This is a genomic window from Streptomyces sp. NPDC001941, assembly GCF_040296945.1.
Taxonomy (GTDB): domain Bacteria; phylum Actinomycetota; class Actinomycetes; order Streptomycetales; family Streptomycetaceae; genus Streptomyces.
The window spans coordinates 21,167-36,886 of the sequence record NZ_JBEOYE010000089.1; the positions used below are offsets into that span (position 1 = coordinate 21,167).

Annotated in this window: 17 protein-coding genes; 9 read left to right on the plus strand and 8 right to left on the minus strand. The window is 73.1% G+C overall.

Translation table 11 applies throughout. The features are described 5' to 3' along the window. Position 1 precedes the first annotated feature (1 nt). Positions 2–472 carry a nitroreductase family deazaflavin-dependent oxidoreductase gene (locus ABT160_RS37510; protein ID WP_351652705.1) on the plus strand — a complete coding sequence of 157 codons (471 nt, stop codon included), beginning with the start codon at positions 2–4 and terminating at the stop codon, positions 470–472. A 208-nt stretch (positions 473–680) separates the two neighbouring features. Here the strand turns inward: ABT160_RS37510 and ABT160_RS37515 are convergent, their stop codons facing one another. Further along, a complete protein-coding gene (locus ABT160_RS37515; protein ID WP_351652707.1) occupies positions 681–1,328 on the minus strand; it encodes a TetR family transcriptional regulator in 648 nt (215 codons plus the stop codon). 499 nt (positions 1,329–1,827) lie between these two features. Between ABT160_RS37515 and kbpA the strand changes: the two genes are divergently transcribed. From kbpA to ABT160_RS37545, 6 genes are all read left to right on the plus strand, one after another. Then, positions 1,828–2,616, plus strand: coding sequence for an AfsK-binding protein KbpA (gene kbpA, locus ABT160_RS37520; RefSeq protein WP_351652709.1), 789 nt, complete (start codon positions 1,828–1,830; stop codon positions 2,614–2,616). A 143-nt stretch (positions 2,617–2,759) separates the two neighbouring features. Then, positions 2,760–5,102: an outer membrane protein assembly factor BamB family protein gene (locus ABT160_RS37525; protein ID WP_351652711.1), complete on the plus strand. Its 2,343-nt coding sequence runs from the start codon at positions 2,760–2,762 to the stop codon at positions 5,100–5,102. 124 nt (positions 5,103–5,226) lie between these two features. After that, on the plus strand, positions 5,227–5,745 hold the full coding sequence (locus ABT160_RS37530) for a DUF6879 family protein (protein ID WP_351652713.1): 519 nt from the start codon (positions 5,227–5,229) through the stop codon (positions 5,743–5,745). 315 nt (positions 5,746–6,060) lie between these two features. Beyond that, a complete protein-coding gene (locus ABT160_RS37535; RefSeq protein ID WP_351652715.1) occupies positions 6,061–7,236 on the plus strand; it encodes a helix-turn-helix domain-containing protein in 1,176 nt (391 codons plus the stop codon). 201 nt (positions 7,237–7,437) lie between these two features. Next, a complete protein-coding gene (locus ABT160_RS37540) occupies positions 7,438–7,647 on the plus strand; it encodes a hypothetical protein (protein ID WP_351652717.1) in 210 nt (69 codons plus the stop codon). Positions 7,648–7,694: 47 nt separating this feature from the next. After that, positions 7,695–8,123 carry a hypothetical protein gene (locus ABT160_RS37545; RefSeq protein WP_351652719.1) on the plus strand — a complete coding sequence of 143 codons (429 nt, stop codon included), beginning with the start codon at positions 7,695–7,697 and terminating at the stop codon, positions 8,121–8,123. A 9-nt stretch (positions 8,124–8,132) separates the two neighbouring features. Here ABT160_RS37545 and ABT160_RS37550 read toward each other — a convergent pair whose 3' ends face one another. After that, positions 8,133–8,624 (minus strand): hypothetical protein, encoded by a 492-nt coding sequence (locus ABT160_RS37550; protein WP_502984373.1) that lies wholly within the window; start codon positions 8,622–8,624, stop codon positions 8,133–8,135. A 206-nt stretch (positions 8,625–8,830) separates the two neighbouring features. Between ABT160_RS37550 and ABT160_RS37555 the strand changes: the two genes are divergently transcribed. After that, positions 8,831–9,352: a hypothetical protein gene (locus tag ABT160_RS37555; protein WP_351652721.1), complete on the plus strand. Its 522-nt coding sequence runs from the start codon at positions 8,831–8,833 to the stop codon at positions 9,350–9,352. A gap of 25 nt (positions 9,353–9,377) precedes the next feature. On the opposite strand, the gene ABT160_RS37560 is transcribed toward ABT160_RS37555, so the two are convergent. From ABT160_RS37560 to ABT160_RS37570, 3 genes are all read right to left on the minus strand, one after another. Further along, positions 9,378–10,151 carry an enoyl-CoA hydratase/isomerase family protein gene (locus ABT160_RS37560; protein WP_351652737.1) on the minus strand — a complete coding sequence of 258 codons (774 nt, stop codon included), beginning with the start codon at positions 10,149–10,151 and terminating at the stop codon, positions 9,378–9,380. 65 nt (positions 10,152–10,216) lie between these two features. Next, positions 10,217–10,675, minus strand: a complete 459-nt coding sequence (locus ABT160_RS37565) for a Zn-ribbon domain-containing OB-fold protein (RefSeq protein WP_351652723.1) — start codon at positions 10,673–10,675, stop codon at positions 10,217–10,219. An 11-nt stretch (positions 10,676–10,686) separates the two neighbouring features. Beyond that, positions 10,687–11,835 (minus strand): lipid-transfer protein, encoded by a 1,149-nt coding sequence (locus ABT160_RS37570; protein ID WP_351652725.1) that lies wholly within the window; start codon positions 11,833–11,835, stop codon positions 10,687–10,689. Between the two features lie 92 nt (positions 11,836–11,927). Here ABT160_RS37570 and ABT160_RS37575 point away from each other — a divergent pair, with 92 nt between their 5' ends. After that, positions 11,928–13,490, plus strand: a complete 1,563-nt coding sequence (locus ABT160_RS37575) for a FadD3 family acyl-CoA ligase (protein WP_351652727.1) — start codon at positions 11,928–11,930, stop codon at positions 13,488–13,490. Between the two features lie 175 nt (positions 13,491–13,665). Here ABT160_RS37575 and ABT160_RS37580 read toward each other — a convergent pair whose 3' ends face one another. From ABT160_RS37580 to ABT160_RS37590, 3 genes are all read right to left on the minus strand, one after another. Further along, the gene (locus ABT160_RS37580) at positions 13,666–13,848 is read right to left on the minus strand and encodes a hypothetical protein (RefSeq protein WP_351652729.1); all 183 of its coding nucleotides are present in this window, start codon (positions 13,846–13,848) and stop codon (positions 13,666–13,668) included. Between the two features lie 185 nt (positions 13,849–14,033). Beyond that, a complete protein-coding gene (locus ABT160_RS37585; protein WP_351652731.1) occupies positions 14,034–14,258 on the minus strand; it encodes a hypothetical protein in 225 nt (74 codons plus the stop codon). A gap of 378 nt (positions 14,259–14,636) precedes the next feature. Beyond that, positions 14,637–15,720 (minus strand): tetratricopeptide repeat protein (locus ABT160_RS37590; RefSeq protein WP_351652733.1); only part of this gene is annotated, 1,084 nt, incomplete at its 5' end.

Sequence of the window (15,720 nt, forward strand, 5' to 3'; positions counted from 1 at the left end):
GATGCCGCCTGGTGCCCGTCTCGTCCAGAAGGTCTCCTCCACCCGTGCCTTCGCGCGGGTGGCCCCGCACTTCATCCCCGCCATGGACCGGGCGGTGCACCGGCTGACCCGGGGGAAGGTGCTGCTGAGCGCGCGGATGCTGCCCGGGGTGGTGCTCACGGCGCGCGGCGCGCGGACCGGGGAGCCGCGCCGCACCCCGCTGGCGTGCATGCCGGAGGAGGGCGGGACCTGGCTGCTGGTCGGCTCCAACTTCGGGCGCGAGGGGCATCCGGCGTGGACCGGGAACCTGCTCAAGAACCCCGACGCCGAGGTGAGTTGGCGCGGGGAGGACGTCCCGGTGCGGGCGGAGCTGCTGACCGGCGAGGCGCGCGCGGAGGCCTGGCGCGCGGCGCTGCGGTTCTGGCCGCCGTACGCCGCCTACCAGGCGCGGATCGAGCGGGAGATCCGGCTGTTCCGGCTGCGGAGGCGCTGAGGGGGGTGCTGTTCCCAGTGGCGGGGGCGCTGAGGGGAGTGCTGCTCTCGGCTGTGGAGGCGCTGAGGGGAGTGCTGTTCCCTGCGGCGGCGAGCGTCCCGGGCAAAGGGACGCCGACGGCGGTCCGTACGGGGGACCGCCGTCGGCGTGACAGGACTGGGTGCGGTGCGGTGTGTACAGTTTCGTACCGTCAGGTGCCGCTTCGCGGCTATTTCGTGGGCTTCTTCCCGGTGATGCCCAGGTGCACCAACAGCGCCAGGTTCGGCTTGAGTTCGGCCTGCTTGACGCCCCAGGTCTGGAAGCCCTTCTGGTGCGAGGCGACCGCGGCCAGCATCGCCACCAGGGACCCCGCCATGGCGGCCGGGCTGACGTCCTTGTCCACCTTGCCCTTGGCCTGGAGGTCCTTGACCGCGTCCGTAAGGGAGTTGGTCACCGAGTTCAGGATCTTCATGCGGATCTTGTAGAACCGCTTGTCCCCCTCGGCCGCGCCGAGGTCGACTACGCGGAGGATGGCGTCGTTCTTGCGCCAGAAGTCGAGGAATCCCTCGACCAGCTCCTCGGCCGTCTGGGCGCCGGTCCTGCCGACCCAGGAGCGGCCCTCGACGAGCGCGGTCAACGACGCGCCCTCGTTGGCCATTTCCTCGGCCAGCTCCAGGACGGCGCCTTCGACGTCCGGGAAGTACTGGTAGAAGGTCGCGGGGGACGTGCCCGCCTTCCGGGCCACGTCGATGACCTTGACGTCCCGGTACGGCGAGGAGCTGAGCATCTCGCTGAGGCAGTCGAGCAGCTTCTGCCGCGTCGCCTGACCGCGCCGACCGGCCACTCGGCCGTCGACGGTGCGTACTTGTCCTGTCATGCCGTCAGCTTACCGAGGGGTGATCGGCGCGCGATTCGGCCGACTCCAAATGAGGTGCACCGGCCGGGTGGCTGGTTCCGGCGGGGGACGGGTGGCTGGTTCCGGTGGGTTGCGGGTGCCGGGTTCTGACGGGGTCTCGGGGTGGGTCCTGACGGTCTCTCGGACGTGATCCTGACGGGGGCTCGGGTGGCTCGGGTGGCTCGGGAGCGGCTCGGGAGCGGCTCCCGGGGCCCCCTGGGGGCAGCCTCGCACCCCAATAAGCTTATTAACAGCCTGTGGACAACTTTCTGTGGACAACCCAAGGGCTGCAAGGTCCCGAATCGGGATAATGGTGCGCATGTTCGAAAAAAGCGCCTGCGGGTACGGGGGTGCGGGACTAGCTTCGACTGTGACGGGCACCACATAGGCCACACAGGCCAAACGCACCAAAAGCACCACACACACCACACGACGCGTGCGATGGACGCGTGCGACGGGACGAGGACGAAGGGACCGGGTCATGGCATTCACGGAGGGCGTGCCCTGCTGGGTGGACGCCCAGCTGCCCGACCTGGCGGCGGGCAAGCGGTTCTACGGGGAGCTGTTCGGCTGGACCTTCGGCGAGGACGGCGGCGAGGCGTACGGGCACTACACGAACGCCTACGGCGAGGGCCGCCGGGTGGCCGCGCTGGTGCCCAAGCGCGACGGCCGCATGCCCACCGTGTGGACGGTCTACCTGGCCACCCCCGACGCCCGCGCGGCCGCCGCCCGGATCAGGGCCGCGGGCGGCCAGCTGGTGACCGAGCCATTCCCGGTGGAGCCGTTCGGCACGATGGCGCTGGCCGCCGACCCCGGCGGCGCCGTGTTCGGCCTGTGGCAGGCCTCCGGGCACACCGGCTTCGAGAAGCAGGGCGCCCCCGGCTCGTACTGCTGGACGGAGGTGTACACCCGGGACAAGGAGCGGGTGGACGCCTTCTACTCGACCGTCTTCGGGTACGGGACGCGGGACCTGGACGACCCCGAGGTGGACTTCCGCATCTGGTCCCCGGCGGGCACCGAGGCGGGCGAGGACACCGCGATCGGCGGCCGCAGCGTACTCACCGACGCCTTCCCCGCCGAGCTGCCCGGCCACTTCCTCGTCTACTTCGCGGTCGCCGACTGCGACGCGGCGGCGGCCACCGTCACCCGGCTCGGCGGCCGGGTCACCGCCCCGCCCTTCGACACCCCCTACGGACGGATGGCCGTCCTCACCGACAACCAGGGCGCCGCCTTCGCCGTCCTCGCCGCACCGGTGGCGGAGGGCGCATGAGCGAAACGGAGGAGGGAGGGGAGGCAGCGATATGAGGTAGGACACCCCGTTCCGCCCCCGGGTTCGCAACCACCGCCCAGGACAGGAAGAATCAGGGTCCACGGGGCCGTACCCTCATGGCCCGACGGGGAGGTGGCAGGCAAGTGGAGCAGCTGACGCAGCACGACCCGAGGCGGATCGGTCCCTTCGAGGTGCTCGGTCGGCTCGGCGCCGGCGGCATGGGGCTGGTCTACCTCGCGCGGTCCGCCTCGGGCCGCCGCGTGGCGATCAAGACCGTGCGCACGGAGCTCGCCGAGGACCAGCTGTTCCGCGTCCGCTTCACCCGCGAGGTGGAGGCCGCCCGTGCGGTGTCCGGCTTCTACACGGCGGCGGTCGTCGACGCCGACCCGCGGGCCGCGGTGCCCTGGCTGGCCACGGCGTACGTACCGGCGCCCTCGCTCGAGGAGATAGTGGCCGAGACCGGGCCGCTGCCTCCGCAGGGCGTGCGCTGGCTGGCCGCCGGGATCGCCGAGGCGCTGCAGTCCATCCACGGCGCGGGCCTGGTGCACCGGGACCTCAAGCCGTCCAACGTGCTGGTCGTCGAGGACGGCCCGCGGGTGATCGACTTCGGCATCGCCTCTGGGGTCTCCAACACCCGGCTGACCATGACGAACGTGGCTGTGGGCACCCCCGCCTACATGTCCCCCGAGCAGGCCAAGGACTCGCGCAGCGTGACCGGGGCCAGTGACGTGTTCTCGCTGGGCTCCACCCTGGTCTTCGCCGCCACCGGGCACGCGCCCTTCCACGGGGCCAACCCGGTGGAGACCGTGTTCATGCTGCTGCGCGAGGGGCCGGACCTGGCGGGCCTGCCGGACGAGCTGCTGCCGCTGATCGAGTCCTGCATGCAGATGGAGGCCGTCCGGCGGCCCAGCCCGGAGGACCTGCAGGCGCAGCTGGCCCCGCACCTGTTCTCCTCGGGCGGCGACGACAGCGGCACGGCGTCGGCCTGGCTGCCCGGCAGGGCCGTGTCGATGATCGAGCAGCGCCGCGGCGGCCGGACCACGCTCCCGGCCCAGCCGCCCTCCCCGCCGCGGCCGCCGCACACCCCGCCCCGGCCGCACGGCGGCGACTGGGGCGGCGACCCGCGCACCGGCCAGGAGCACGGCACCGACCGCCACGGCGGGCCGGTGCGGCTGTCCGGGTCCCCGGTGCCGATCGGCCCCGGCCCGCGGGTGGCCGACGCGCGCCGCGCGGCCGTCGCCGACGCCGGGCCGACCGGCTGGATCCGGCCGCCCGGCTCGGTGACCGCGCCCGAGGCGCCGCCGGCCGCCCCGCCGGTCCCGACGCAGGCGCCGCCGGAGACCGCGGCGCCGGGGCACTGGCGGCCGTGGCGGTTCCGCATGTCGAACGACGTGTGGGGCACGCCCGTGGTGGTCGGGGACCTGCTGTACGTGACGTCGTTCGAGGTGCACGCGCTGGACGTGGCGACCGGGCGGCGCCAGTTCAAGACCCGTGACGTGGCCTGGGCCATGGCGGTGGACGGGGGCCGGATCCACGCGTCGGACGGCCCGACGCTGTACGCGCTGGACGCGGTGGACGGCGGGGAGCGCTGGCGGCTGCAGACGGACGCCTGGGTGTACTCGCTCAAGGCGGACCGGGGCACGGTGGTGACCGGGACGCGCGGCGGCGGAGCCCAGGCGTACGAGGCGTCGAACGGGGCGAAGCTGTGGGAGGTCACCGGGGTCCAGACGGACTTCGAGACCCCCGAGGCGGGCCCCGCGGTGCACGGGGACGCGGTGTACGTGTGGCAGGACGCCCGGCTGCGGGCCCTGGAGGCGCGCACCGGCCGGGAGCGCTGGTCGTACCCGATCGGGGACGCCGCGTCCTGCGGCGGCGTACCGGTGCGGCTGACCCCGGCCGAGGACGGCTGCGTGTACGTGTCGGCGGGCACCCGGGTGCTCTCCCTGGAGACCCGGTCGGGCCGGGTGCGCTGGCACTTCGAGGCGCCCGCGGTGTTCACGTCGCCGCCGGCCTTCGCGCCGGGGCCCGCGGTGACGGGCGGCGGGGTGTACCTGGCGGACTACCTGGGGACGGTGTACGCGCTGGACGCGGCGACCGGCAAGGACCGCTGGCGCATCGCGACCGAGTCCCGCCAGTCCACGGAGCCGGTCCTGGTGGCCGACGGGAACGTGCACGTGGGCAGTGGCCACGCGCTCTACACGCTGGACGCGGTCACGGGCACCCCGAAGTGGCGGTTCGCGGCGGGCGGCGACGTGGTGGGTGCGCCGGTGGTGGCGGACGGCCGGGTCCACTTCGGCTCGGCGGACCACGTGATCTACACCCTGGACGCCTCGGGCGGCCAGCTCCGCTGGAAACTGGCGACGGGCGGCGAGATCACGGGCTCCCTGGTGGCCCGGGCGGGCGTGGTGTACGCGGCGAGCAAGGACCGCTGCGTCTACGCCCTGGACGCCATCAAGGGCACGGCAACAGGCCGCGCGACCCGCTGAGCGGGGGAGCTGGGCGGGTCGGGGGCGTTGGCCGGGGGGCTGGGCGGGTCGGCCTGGGGGCGTCTGGCGAAGACCCCGGGCGGCGGGTCGCCCGCGTTGTGGCTCGACGAGGATGAGGACAACGGTGGCAACAGCGGTACGTGAAGCACTCGCCAAGGCCCAGCGGTCGGCCGTCCACCTGGAGATGCGGGACAGCTACATGCGGGACGACCCGGAGTTCATCCGGTGGCAGGAAGGCCACCGGTACGACCCGGCGGACCGTGCGTCCTGGTGGCGGTCCTGGCTCGACGTGGTGGTGGCGACCACCGCCCGGGGCGTGGCCATGCGTCGTCTTCGCGTCGTCTCCGAGCCGTTGAGCGACTACGCGCGCTACGAGTACGACATCACGTTCACCAACGTCGCGGCCGGCGAGCAGGTTCGCTGGCTGCCCCGCTCCCGGGCCAAGGGGCTCTTGCTGCCGGTGCTCGACGGCTGGGTGATGGACGCCGACACGGTGATCCTGCACCACTTCAGCGGCGACGGTCAGTGGATCGGGGATCGTATGGAAGTCGTCCACGATGCCGCGATGGCGGAACGGATCGTCGCTGCCTATGACGCGGCGTGGGAACGGGCTATCCCGCACGAGGAGTACGACCCCGCCTGATTCCTGGTCGCCGTCGTGGCTGTCTCGCCGTACTCCAACACCCAGCAGGCGCCGACGACGACCTGATCGCGTCTCTGGAGCGCTCCGGATTGCGCCAGGCCCAGGAGGCCCGACTCCCGCTCTACCAGCGAACTCGCCAGGGGTGGCTGGTGGGCGTCGGCCCGGGGTGCCGGAGTGACTCGATGCGCGGGGTGCCGAGCTCGCGCGGGTGCGGGGCGCGATCTGGGAGTCGGCCCGGTCGGGGGCCGTCGCTGGGTGGGGTGGTCGGTTCGGCGTCGCGCTGTGCGTCCCAACTGCCGGGCGTACCCTGCGGATATGAGCGCTATCCGGGATCGCGTGAGAGAGCTGCGCAAGCGTGCCGGGCTGACGCAGCGTGAGCTGGCCAAGGCTGCCGGAGTGAGTTTCCGGACCGTCGAGAACATCGAACAGGGCTCTTCGTCCACCACCCCCAGGCTGGAAACGCTGCGGAAGCTCGCGGTTCCCCTGCGTACGACGACCACCTACCTCCAGGCCGGTGTGCAGCACGAAAGCGATCCGGACGCGGCGACCGTGGACCGTTGGGCGGGCGTCCGCGGGGCGATCCTCAAGCCGCCCGTGGTCCCCGGCCCGGAGGACGAACAACCGACCCTGGCGGGCGTCCACGCGCTCCTGCGGGACACCGAACCGCTCTTCGCGGGGGACAAGTTCGCCGATCTGGCGGTCGTACTCCCCCCGCTCCTCCGCGACGCCGAGACGCTGGGTACGGAAGCGCGGCGCGCACGCGTCAGGCTGTTGCAGCTGTCCGGTTGGCTGATGGTCCAGACGCGCCAGTTCGAGGCTGCGGAGGTCGCGTTGCGGCGGGCGCTGGACGACGCCTCGGACAAGATCGAGGCGAGCGCCACGGTCAACACCCAGTGCTGGCTGCTCCTTCGGCAGGGCAAGTTGGGTGCCGCGCGCGAGTTGTCCGTCAAGTGGGCCGACGACCTCGAACCGCGCCTCTCGCGGGCCACCCCGGACGAGTTGTCGGCATGGGGATGGATGCAACTCCGCGTGTCAGCGGCCTCGGTGCGGGACGGGCGTCCCGGTGACGCGGACGACGCCTTGCGGTTCGCGTACGCCGCTGCGGTCGCGCTCGGCAGGGAACACAGTCCCGGCGGTGACTTCCTACGCACGTTCGGTCCGACGACAGTGGCGATCAAGAGGGCGGAGAACGCATCGGTGCAGGGGAAGCACGACACGGTGCTCCACCTGGCCGAGAAGGTTCCGCGTGGTGGTGTGCGTCCCACGTCGAACAACTGGAACCGGCACCGGCTCGACAAGGCGAACGCGTACGCGGAACTGCGCGACTACGCGGGGGCCGTGGAGGAACTGGGCGGTGTTCTGCGCGACTCGCCCGAGTGGCTGCCGAACCAGCGTTTCGCACGGGACATCGTCGGAACAGTGGTGAGCAAGCGCCGGACGTTGACGCCCGAAATCCGTGAACTGGCGGATGCGGTGGCCCTGCCTGCGTAGATGTGACTTGCCGAAAGCCCCGCGTGGAACACCCAATTGCGCGGGGCTTTCCGCTGCCCGAACGTTGTTGTGCAGAGCGCGAATCGGGATGCGTAAAGCCGCGCCCTTCTGGGCTGCGCGCTGACCGGAATTCATCGGCAAAGGGTTCGCCGATGGCCGGTGCATTCCCTCTTGCCGACACCGTCGAAGGGACTCCGTGGCATGGAATCTTCCGATTGGAACCCGGCTCCGGGCGACTTCGTCGTGGACGGGAACGGCCGTGCCGGCGTCGTGTCCCGGGCGTACGAAGGCAGCGTCTATCTGCGCGGCCCCTACCCCGGGGACCGGGAGTGGGCCGTGCCCCCGCACGAACTGAGACGGCCCACCGACGCCGAGCGCCCCGGCTGGGCGCGTGGCGGGAGCAGCCCGTGAGGCCGGCCCCCGATGCCGGAAGCGCCCCCGTGCGCAGGTGCGCCGCCGTGGGGCGGGTGCCCCTCGGCGCCCTGGTCCTCTCCGTACTGCGGCACCAGCGCGTCGTCAGTGCCGCCGACCTCCTCCCCGCGACCGGCCCGCAGCGCTGTGAGCTGGGCGTGTGGCACCCGGGCTCGGGTCACGCCGCGCAGGTCTGGGACTGGGACGGCACCCCGGACGTGGCCCTGTGGTTGCGCTGGCCGGTCAACGGCGACGAGGGCGGGAGCACGTTCGAGGTCTCGGCCTGGTGCGGGGCCCCGTCGGCGGGCGAGCGGGGCGACGGGGACGCGTGCGGCCTGTTCGCGGGCCACCCCGCGGTGCACGACTGGCAGCAGACGGACCCGGAGCTCGACGCGGCGGTGCGCCGCTCGTACGCGCGGGACCCGGGCATCGCCGAGCTGCTGGTGGGCAGGGGCGCCGAAGAGCCCCAGCCCTGACGCCCCGGCTCAGACCCCCGGCCCCGCCCACGGTGGCCCGTCCAGGGTCGGGACCGTCGGGGGCGGGTCCTCCGGCTGCGGGGACCTGCGGCGGCGGCCGCTCATGACCAGGGCGCCCAGCCACAGCAGCAGCCCGCCCGCCCACGCCCCGCCGACCCCGACGCCGAGGCCCACTCCGGAGCCGCCGACGGTCAGGCTTCCCTCGGCCTGGCCCTGGCGCACCATCCACAGCACGGTGAAGCCGATCACCACCGCCCCGGCGAGCGCCACCACCGCGCGGGAGCGCGCCAGCACTCCGACCAGGGTCAGCAGCGCGGCGAAGGCGAACGGGAGCAGCAGTGAGCCGGCCAGTTCCGCGCGGTCGGCGGTGATCCCGCCGAAGAGGTCCTCGATGCGGTAGTCGCGGCCGAGACGGCCGTCGTACCAGGCACGGAAGGGGCTGAGCACGGCGGCCGTCGCTCCGGCGAGAGCGAGGACCGAGCCGAGGACGTTGCGGACCATCGTCGGCCTCCCGGGGGTGGGGTGCGTCCGGCTCTCCGCAGTCGACGCTACGCCCGCGCCCGGGGCCCCGCCACGTGAGGGGCCGCCCCGGCGGCCCGGGCGGAGGGCCTCCGGACCGCTGCTAGGGTGACGTGTGCCCGTCAACAGCGGGCTTCGCCCGGCCCGCTCCGGGCCCATCCACACGCCTTTCAACGGGGGTTGAAATCGTGAAGCTTCGCCATGTCCGCGCCGTCGCCGTCTTCGGCATCGCCATCGTCGCCCTCACCGGGGCCCGCGGCCACCACGGCGGCAGCTGCAGCGGCGGCAGCAGCCACAGCTCCGGCTCCTCCAGCCACGACGACTCGTCGTCCAGCAGCACCAGCGGCGGTTCCGGCTCCCGCTACGACAGCGACAGCAACAACAACTCCACCAGCTCCAGCGGCACCTCGGGCGGATCCAGCAGCGACCGCGCCGAGCGCGACGTCACGATCGACAGCTGCAAGTACGACGGCCCCACGCACAAGCTGGTCGCCAAGCTGACGGTCAAGAACAGCGGGGCGCTGGACCGTACGTACGACATCACCATGACGTTCCGCGGCGCCAAGGCCGTCTCGCAGACGGCGAGCGCCCGGGACCTCGCGGTCACGGCGGGCGCCTCCGTGAAGACCGAGGCCGCGACGCGCTACAGCGGCAGCGGGGACGGCTCGGAGTACACCGAGTGCGTCGTCACCACCGCCCGCCGCCGCTGACCCAGGAAGCCAGGAACCCCGCGCCTCACCGCACCCGGTAGGCCCCGCCCCCGCGTCCCCGGTCGCCGAACAGTGCCGCCTGCCGGTCCGGCGGCAGGTTGCCCAGTGCGACCAGGTGCGGGGCGTGGGCCAGGGCGGTGGCGCGGGCCGCCTCCTTCGCGGACCACACCGCCCGTACCGTCCCCTGCACCGCCTCCGTCGGGTACGACGCGATGACGGCCGCCGCCTCCCGGGCCGCCGCCACCGCCCCGCCCGCCGGGGTGACCTCGCTGACCAGGCCCGTCTCGTACGCCCGGCGGGCGGAGATCCGCTCGGCGGTGCCCATCAGCGCCATCCGGGCCACCTCGCCGAACGGCATCCGCTGGGCCATGTGGACCGTCTCGAAGGCGCTGACCATGCCGTAGGTGGTGTGCGGGTCGAAGAACGTCGCGCCCTCGCCCGCCACCACGAACTCGCTCTCCCCGATCAGGTAGAACGCCCCGCCGCAGGCCATCCCCTCCACGGCCGCGACCACCGGCTTCCACAGGTCGTTCGCCTTCGGCCCGATCGCCACCAGCGGGTCGTCGATCGTGTACGGGGACGAGGGCTGCGGCACCACCGCCGCGCGGTCGATGCCCGTGCAGAACGCCCGCCCGCCCGCACCGGTCAGCACGGCCGCGCGCACCGCGTCGTCGTAGCGCAGCTCGCGCCAGACCTCGCCGAGCCGCGCGGCCATCTCCAGGGTGAGGGCGTTGTGCTTGGCTGGGCGGTCGAGCGTGACCAGCGCGACGCCGGTCTCCTTGTCGACCTCGAGGCGCACCGGGCACCCCTCCTCGCCCACCGGCCCCTCCGGCCCCTCCGGGTGCACCGGGTCCCCGGCGGCCGTCACGAGCGCTCCAGGACCCAGCGCGGCACGGTCACCCCGTCGGCGTGCTCGGCGAAGACCACGCTCACCCGCGCCCCGATCCGCAGCCGGGCCGGGTCGACGGAGTCCAGGGGCGCGTCGGCGGCGGCGACGACGTTGCCGACGAGCCGGATGCGCGGGTGCTCGGCCAGTTCGACGACCACCGCGTTGTACGGGACGAGCGCGGCGTACGCGGGCAGCAGCGGCGGGTGCGGGACGACGTAGGACCAGATGCGCCCGCGCCCGGAGACCCGGCGCCACTCGCTGTCGAAGGACTGGCAGGACGGGCAGCAGGGCCGGGGCGGGAAGCGCGGCTCCTCGCACGCGGCGCAGGTCTGCACGCGCAGCTCGCCCCGGGCGGCGTACTCCCAGAAGGGGGCGCCGTCGTCGTCGGTGACCGGGCTCAGCAGGGACACCGGGCTCAGCGGGGATTCGGTCATGGCCCAACTCCTCAGTTGCGCAGCAGGATCGCGGATGTGGGCACGCCCTCGCCCGCGGTGACCAGGCAGGTCCCGGCGCCGGGCACCTGCGCGGTGCTGGTGCCGCGCAGCTGCTTGACGCCTTCGTTGATCAGGTTGAAGCCGTGCACGTACGCCTCCGAGAGCCCGCCGCCCCCGGTGTTGATCGGGAGCTGTCCGCCGATCTCCAGGGCGCCGCCCTCGGTGAAGGCCGCGCCCTCGCCGCGCCCGCAGAAGCCGTAGCCCTCCAGGGAGAGCGGGATGAGCGGGGTGAAGGCGTCGTAGATCTGGGCGACGTCGACGTCCTGGGGCCCGAAGTCGGCCTGCTTCCACAGGTGTCGGGCGGCGGTCCAGGCGGGCCCGGAGAGCGGGTCGTCGTTCCAGTAGTTGACCATGCCGTGGTGCTGGGCGGGCAGGCCCTGGGCGGCGGAGTGGACGTACACGGGACGCTGCCGGCAGTCGCGGGCGCGCTCGGCGGAGACGATGACGCAGGCGAGCGCGCCGTCGGTCTCCAGGCAGTTGTCGAACAGGCAGAGCGGTTCGCTGATCCAGCGCGCGGTCATGTACATCTCGCGGGTCAGCGGGCGTTCGTACATCATCGCGGCCGGGTTCTGGTTGGCCCGGTTGCGGCAGGCCAGCGCCACGTTGAAGAGGTGGTCGCGGGTGGCGCCGTACTCGTGCATGTAGCGCCGGGTGAGCATGCCGATCTCGTCGGCGGGGCGCAGCAGTCCGAAGGGGCGGGTCCACTGGCCGGGGGTGGGCAGCTGGACGGCCGTGTTCTTCCAGGGCCGCGGTCCGCTGCCGCGCTTGCGCGAGCGCCAGGCGACGCCGACGCTGGCCTGACCGGTCGCGATGGCGCCGGCCAGGTGGCCGACGGTGGCGCAGGAACCGCCGCCGCCGTAGCCGATCCTGGAGAAGAAGGTGACGTCTCCGGCGCCGATCGCCTTGGCGACCTCGACCTCGTCGGTCTCCTCCATGGTGTAGGAGGCGAAGCCGTCGACCTCGGACGGGGATATGCCCGCGTCGTCGAGGGCGGCGAGTATCGCCCGGCAGGCCAACGTCTTCTCGGATTCGGGTAGTTGCTTGGCGAAGGCCGTCTGTCCGATGCCGACGATCGCCGTCGCGTCCTTGAGTCCCGCCACCGGGGCACCTCCGCGGTCGTCACGACTGCTGACAGCGCGTCAGGCTACAGCTAATCTGACGGATAGTCAGCTACTGGTGTGGGAGGCGTGCGATGCGCGGGGACCTGGAGTGGGGCACCATCCCGAGGCTGGTACGGGCGGCGGCCGAACGCCACGGCGAGCGCGAGGCGGTCGTGGACGGCCGCACCCGGATCTCGTACGCGGAACTGGGCGAGCGCGTGGAGCGCGCCGCCGCCGCGTGCCTGGGCGCCGGGGTCGAGCCGGGCGACCGGGTCGCGGTCTGGGCGCCCAACACCCTGGACTGGATCGTCTCCGCGCTCGGCGCGGTCACCGCCGGCGCGGTCCTGGTGCCGCTCAACACCCGCTTCAAGGGCAGCGAGGCCGCCTACGTCCTGCGCCGCTCGCGCGCCAGGCTGCTCTTCGTCACCGGCACCTTCCTGGGCACCTCCTACGTCGCCTCGCTGCGCCGCGCCGAGGCCGAACTCCCCGACCTGGAACAGGTCGTGGTCCTCGCCGACAGCGCGCCCGAGGAGTACCGCACCTGGAAGGACTTCCTCGCGGGCGGCGACGCGGTGGGCGCCGACGAGGTGCGCCGCCGGGCCGACGCGATCGACCCGTCCGCGCCCTCCGACATCGTCTTCACCTCCGGCACCACCGGCCGCCCCAAGGGCGCGGTGATCACCCACGCCCAGACGCTGCGCTGCTACGACGTGTGGAGCGAGCTCGCCGGGCTGCGCGAGGGCGACCGCTACCTGATCGTCAACCCGTTCTTCCACACCTTCGGCTACAAGGCCGGGATCATCGCCTGCCTCACCCGGGGCGCGGTGATGGTGCCGCAACCGGTGTTCAACGTGGACACCGTGCTCGCCAACATCGCCGCCGAGCGCATCTCCGTACTGCCGGGACCGCCCACCCTGCACCAGTCGCTGCTCGACCACCCGCAGCGCGACGCCCACGACCTGAGCGCGCTGCGGCTGGTCGTCACGGGCGCGGCGGTGGTGCCGCTGCGGCTGGTGGAGCGGCTGCGCGGGGAGCTGGGCGTGGGCACGGTCCTCACGGCGTACGGACTCTCCGAGGCGAGCGGCATCGTCACCATGTGCCGCCGCGGCGACGACCCCGCGACCATCGCCACCACCTCGGGCCGCGCGATCCCGGACACCGAGGTGCGGGTGGACGCGGAGCCCGGGGAGCCGGGGGAGGTGCTGGTGCGCGGGCACAACGTGATGAGCGGCTACTTCGAGGACCCGGAGGAGACCGCGAAGGTCGTCGACGCGGACGGCTGGCTGCACACCGGTGACGTGGGCGTCCTGGACGAGCGGGGCAACCTGCGGATCACCGACCGGATCAAGGACATGTTCATCGTCGGCGGCTTCAACGCCTACCCGGCCGAGATAGAGCAACTGCTCGGCCTGCACCCGGACGTCGCCGACGTCGCGGTCATCGGGGTGCCGGACGGGCGGCTGGGGGAGGTGGGACGGGCGTACGTGGTGCGGCGGCCCGGCTCCACGCTGACGGCGGACGACGTGATCGCCTGGTCGCGCCGGGAGATGGCGAACTACAAGGTGCCGCGCGGGGTGGAGTTCGTGGCCGAGCTGCCGAGGAACGCGAGCGGCAAGGTGGTCAAGGGGGAGCTGAGGTCGCGGGCGACGGGGTAGGGCGCGCCGCGAGGGTCCCGCCGTCTGCCGGGGGAGCGAGGGTGTCCCGCCGTCCGCCCGGGGAGCGGGGGCACGGCGTCCTGCGCCCGGCGTCCGGGGACCCGGCGTCCGGGGAGCGGTGTCCCGGGCGCGGGGGTGGGGCCGGCCGTGGTGGCCCGGCCCCGGGGTAAACGATTCAGCAGCAGAGCGAGTTGTCGGCCGGGGAGGCCGGCATGTGGTTGTCCTGGACCGTTATCGCCGGGCGTCCGCTGGGCGGGCTCGGCATGTGGTTGTCGGCCATCGCGGGTCCGGCCGCGGCCCCCACCGCGGCGGTGGCGAACAGCAGGGCTGCGGCGAGAACACTTCTCGTTCGGGTCATTCCGGCTCCTTACACGTAGTGCTGCGCGTGAGAACAGGATGGACCCTAGTTTCAAGCGAGCGTGTGTTCGATGAGAACGCCTGGATCCCGTGCGCACGGGAGGGACGGGGCGTGCTGCGGCCGCGGCGGCTCCCCCTCCGCGCCGCCGCGGCCGCACCCCGTCGGGATGGTGGTCTTCTGGTGCCTCAGGGCTTCTTGGGCGGCACCGGCATGTGGTTCTCCATGGTCACGACGCCGCCGTCGGTGGTGGCCGGGACCGGGTTCTCCTGAGGCGCGGTCGAGCCGTCCAAGGGCGGGACGGGCATGTGGTTCTCGCCCTGCAGGATCGGGCTGCCGGTGTCCTTCTTGGGCGGGACGGGCATGTGGTTCTCCATGGCGACCACGCCCTCAAGCTTCTTCTCGTCGCTCATCGTGCTCAGCTCCCCTGTGTTCGCACTGGTCGGTGAACGCCCGCTCGGCAACTCCCCCGTGGGCTGCCGAACGGGCGTTCTGGGACCGCTCACCTTAGCGGCGAGCCCCCTGGCGACCCGTCTGCCCCCCGACGCGACGGTCCGTTGAGTAAGAGACTGACCCCTCGACATAAACGAATGCTGAACGTCCGCATATCCCCAGCTCAGGCCCTGCGGCGGGGGAGTTGCCCGGTCCGGTCCGGGCGCGGAACGGGCGGGGACGGCCCCGGAACGGGCACCGTACGGCCCCGGATCGGGCACCGTACTGGTCCCGAACGAGCGCGGAACGGCTGCGGAACCGTGACCTCCGTAGCCGGGTGGTGGCCGACGGAAGGGGTGCTACGCGGCCGCCGCCGGGGTCAGCAGCGCCCGTACCCGGTCCACGTCCGGTGCGCCGGACTGCTCGAACAGGGACAGCGCCTCCTGCCAGCAGGCCCGTGCGCGGTCCAGCTGGCCCAGCTGGTCGAGCGCCTCGCCCAGCGTGGTGAGCGCGCCCGCACGCGTCCGGTCGCCGCCCACGCAGCCGTTGGCCAGGGCCTGTTCGGCGTGCCGGGCGGCCTGGGCGGGGCGCCGGGCGCTCAGGTGCACCTGAGCGATCCGGAAGTGGGCGGTGCCCTCCCACAGCCGCTGGCGCTCCTTGGCGAAGATGTCCAGGGCGCGGTTCAGCTGCTCCAGCGCCTCGCCGGGGCGGTCGGCCCCGGTGAGCGCGATGCCCAGCGCGTAGAGGCTGTTGGCCAGGCGTACGGTCAGCCCGAGGGCGTCGTAGATGGCGACGCCCTGCTGGGCCAGCTCGATCGCGGCCCCCCTGCGTCCCAGGAGCGTGTTGACCCGGGACAGGTTGCACAGGGCGCTGGCGGCGCCCGGCAGGTTGCCCAGCGTGCGGGCTCCGTCGATCGCCCGGTGCAGGTGCCGTTCGGCCTCCTCGTAGCGCCCCTGGGACGCGGCGACGATGCCCCGGTCGTTGTCGGTCCAGTAGACGAGGAACCCGTCCCGCGCGGCGGCGGCGAGCTCGGACGCGGCGATGGCCTCCACGTCCGCCTCCAGGTAGCGGCCGGCCACCAGGTGCACGTTGGTCAGCGCCGTCCTGGCGCGGGCCTCGGCGTGCCCGTCCCCGGCCGAGCGGGCCTTGTCGCGGGCGGCGACGGCGGTGGCCTCGTACAGCTTGGAGTTGGCGCCGGACTCGCCCAGGTCCTTGGCCGCGCACAGCAGGTCCACCGCCCGCCTCAGCCGCACCCCCGTGAACGACTGCCGCGCGCACGCCAGCAGGCAGTGCGCCTCCGCGTACAGCCAGTCCAGGGCGCCCTGGCGGTCCTGGAAGGACAGGCCCAGGTAGGTGGTGGGTTCCAGGTGGTCGATGAGGCGGTCGCCGGGGCGCTCGATGGCGTACACCGAGGCGGCCGTGGCCAGGTAGAAGTCGAGGAGC

What these genes read in the sequence shown, in the direction of transcription:
- ABT160_RS37510 (WP_351652705.1), top strand. Translation starts at nt 2, where the DNA reads ATGCCGCCTGGTGCCCGTCTCGTCCAGAAGGTCTCCTCCACCCGTGCC.
- ABT160_RS37515 (WP_351652707.1), bottom strand. Translation starts at nt 1,328, where the DNA reads ATGACAGGACAAGTACGCACCGTCGACGGCCGAGTGGCCGGTCGGCGC.
- kbpA (WP_351652709.1), top strand. Translation starts at nt 1,828, where the DNA reads ATGGCATTCACGGAGGGCGTGCCCTGCTGGGTGGACGCCCAGCTGCCC.
- ABT160_RS37535 (WP_351652715.1), top strand. Translation starts at nt 6,061, where the DNA reads ATGAGCGCTATCCGGGATCGCGTGAGAGAGCTGCGCAAGCGTGCCGGG.
- ABT160_RS37540 (WP_351652717.1), top strand. Translation starts at nt 7,438, where the DNA reads ATGGAATCTTCCGATTGGAACCCGGCTCCGGGCGACTTCGTCGTGGAC.
- ABT160_RS37550 (WP_502984373.1), bottom strand. Translation starts at nt 8,624, where the DNA reads ATGGTCCGCAACGTCCTCGGCTCGGTCCTCGCTCTCGCCGGAGCGACG.
- ABT160_RS37565 (WP_351652723.1), bottom strand. Translation starts at nt 10,675, where the DNA reads ATGACCGAATCCCCGCTGAGCCCGGTGTCCCTGCTGAGCCCGGTCACC.
- ABT160_RS37575 (WP_351652727.1), top strand. Translation starts at nt 11,928, where the DNA reads ATGCGCGGGGACCTGGAGTGGGGCACCATCCCGAGGCTGGTACGGGCG.
- ABT160_RS37580 (WP_351652729.1), bottom strand. Translation starts at nt 13,848, where the DNA reads ATGACCCGAACGAGAAGTGTTCTCGCCGCAGCCCTGCTGTTCGCCACC.
- ABT160_RS37585 (WP_351652731.1), bottom strand. Translation starts at nt 14,258, where the DNA reads ATGAGCGACGAGAAGAAGCTTGAGGGCGTGGTCGCCATGGAGAACCAC.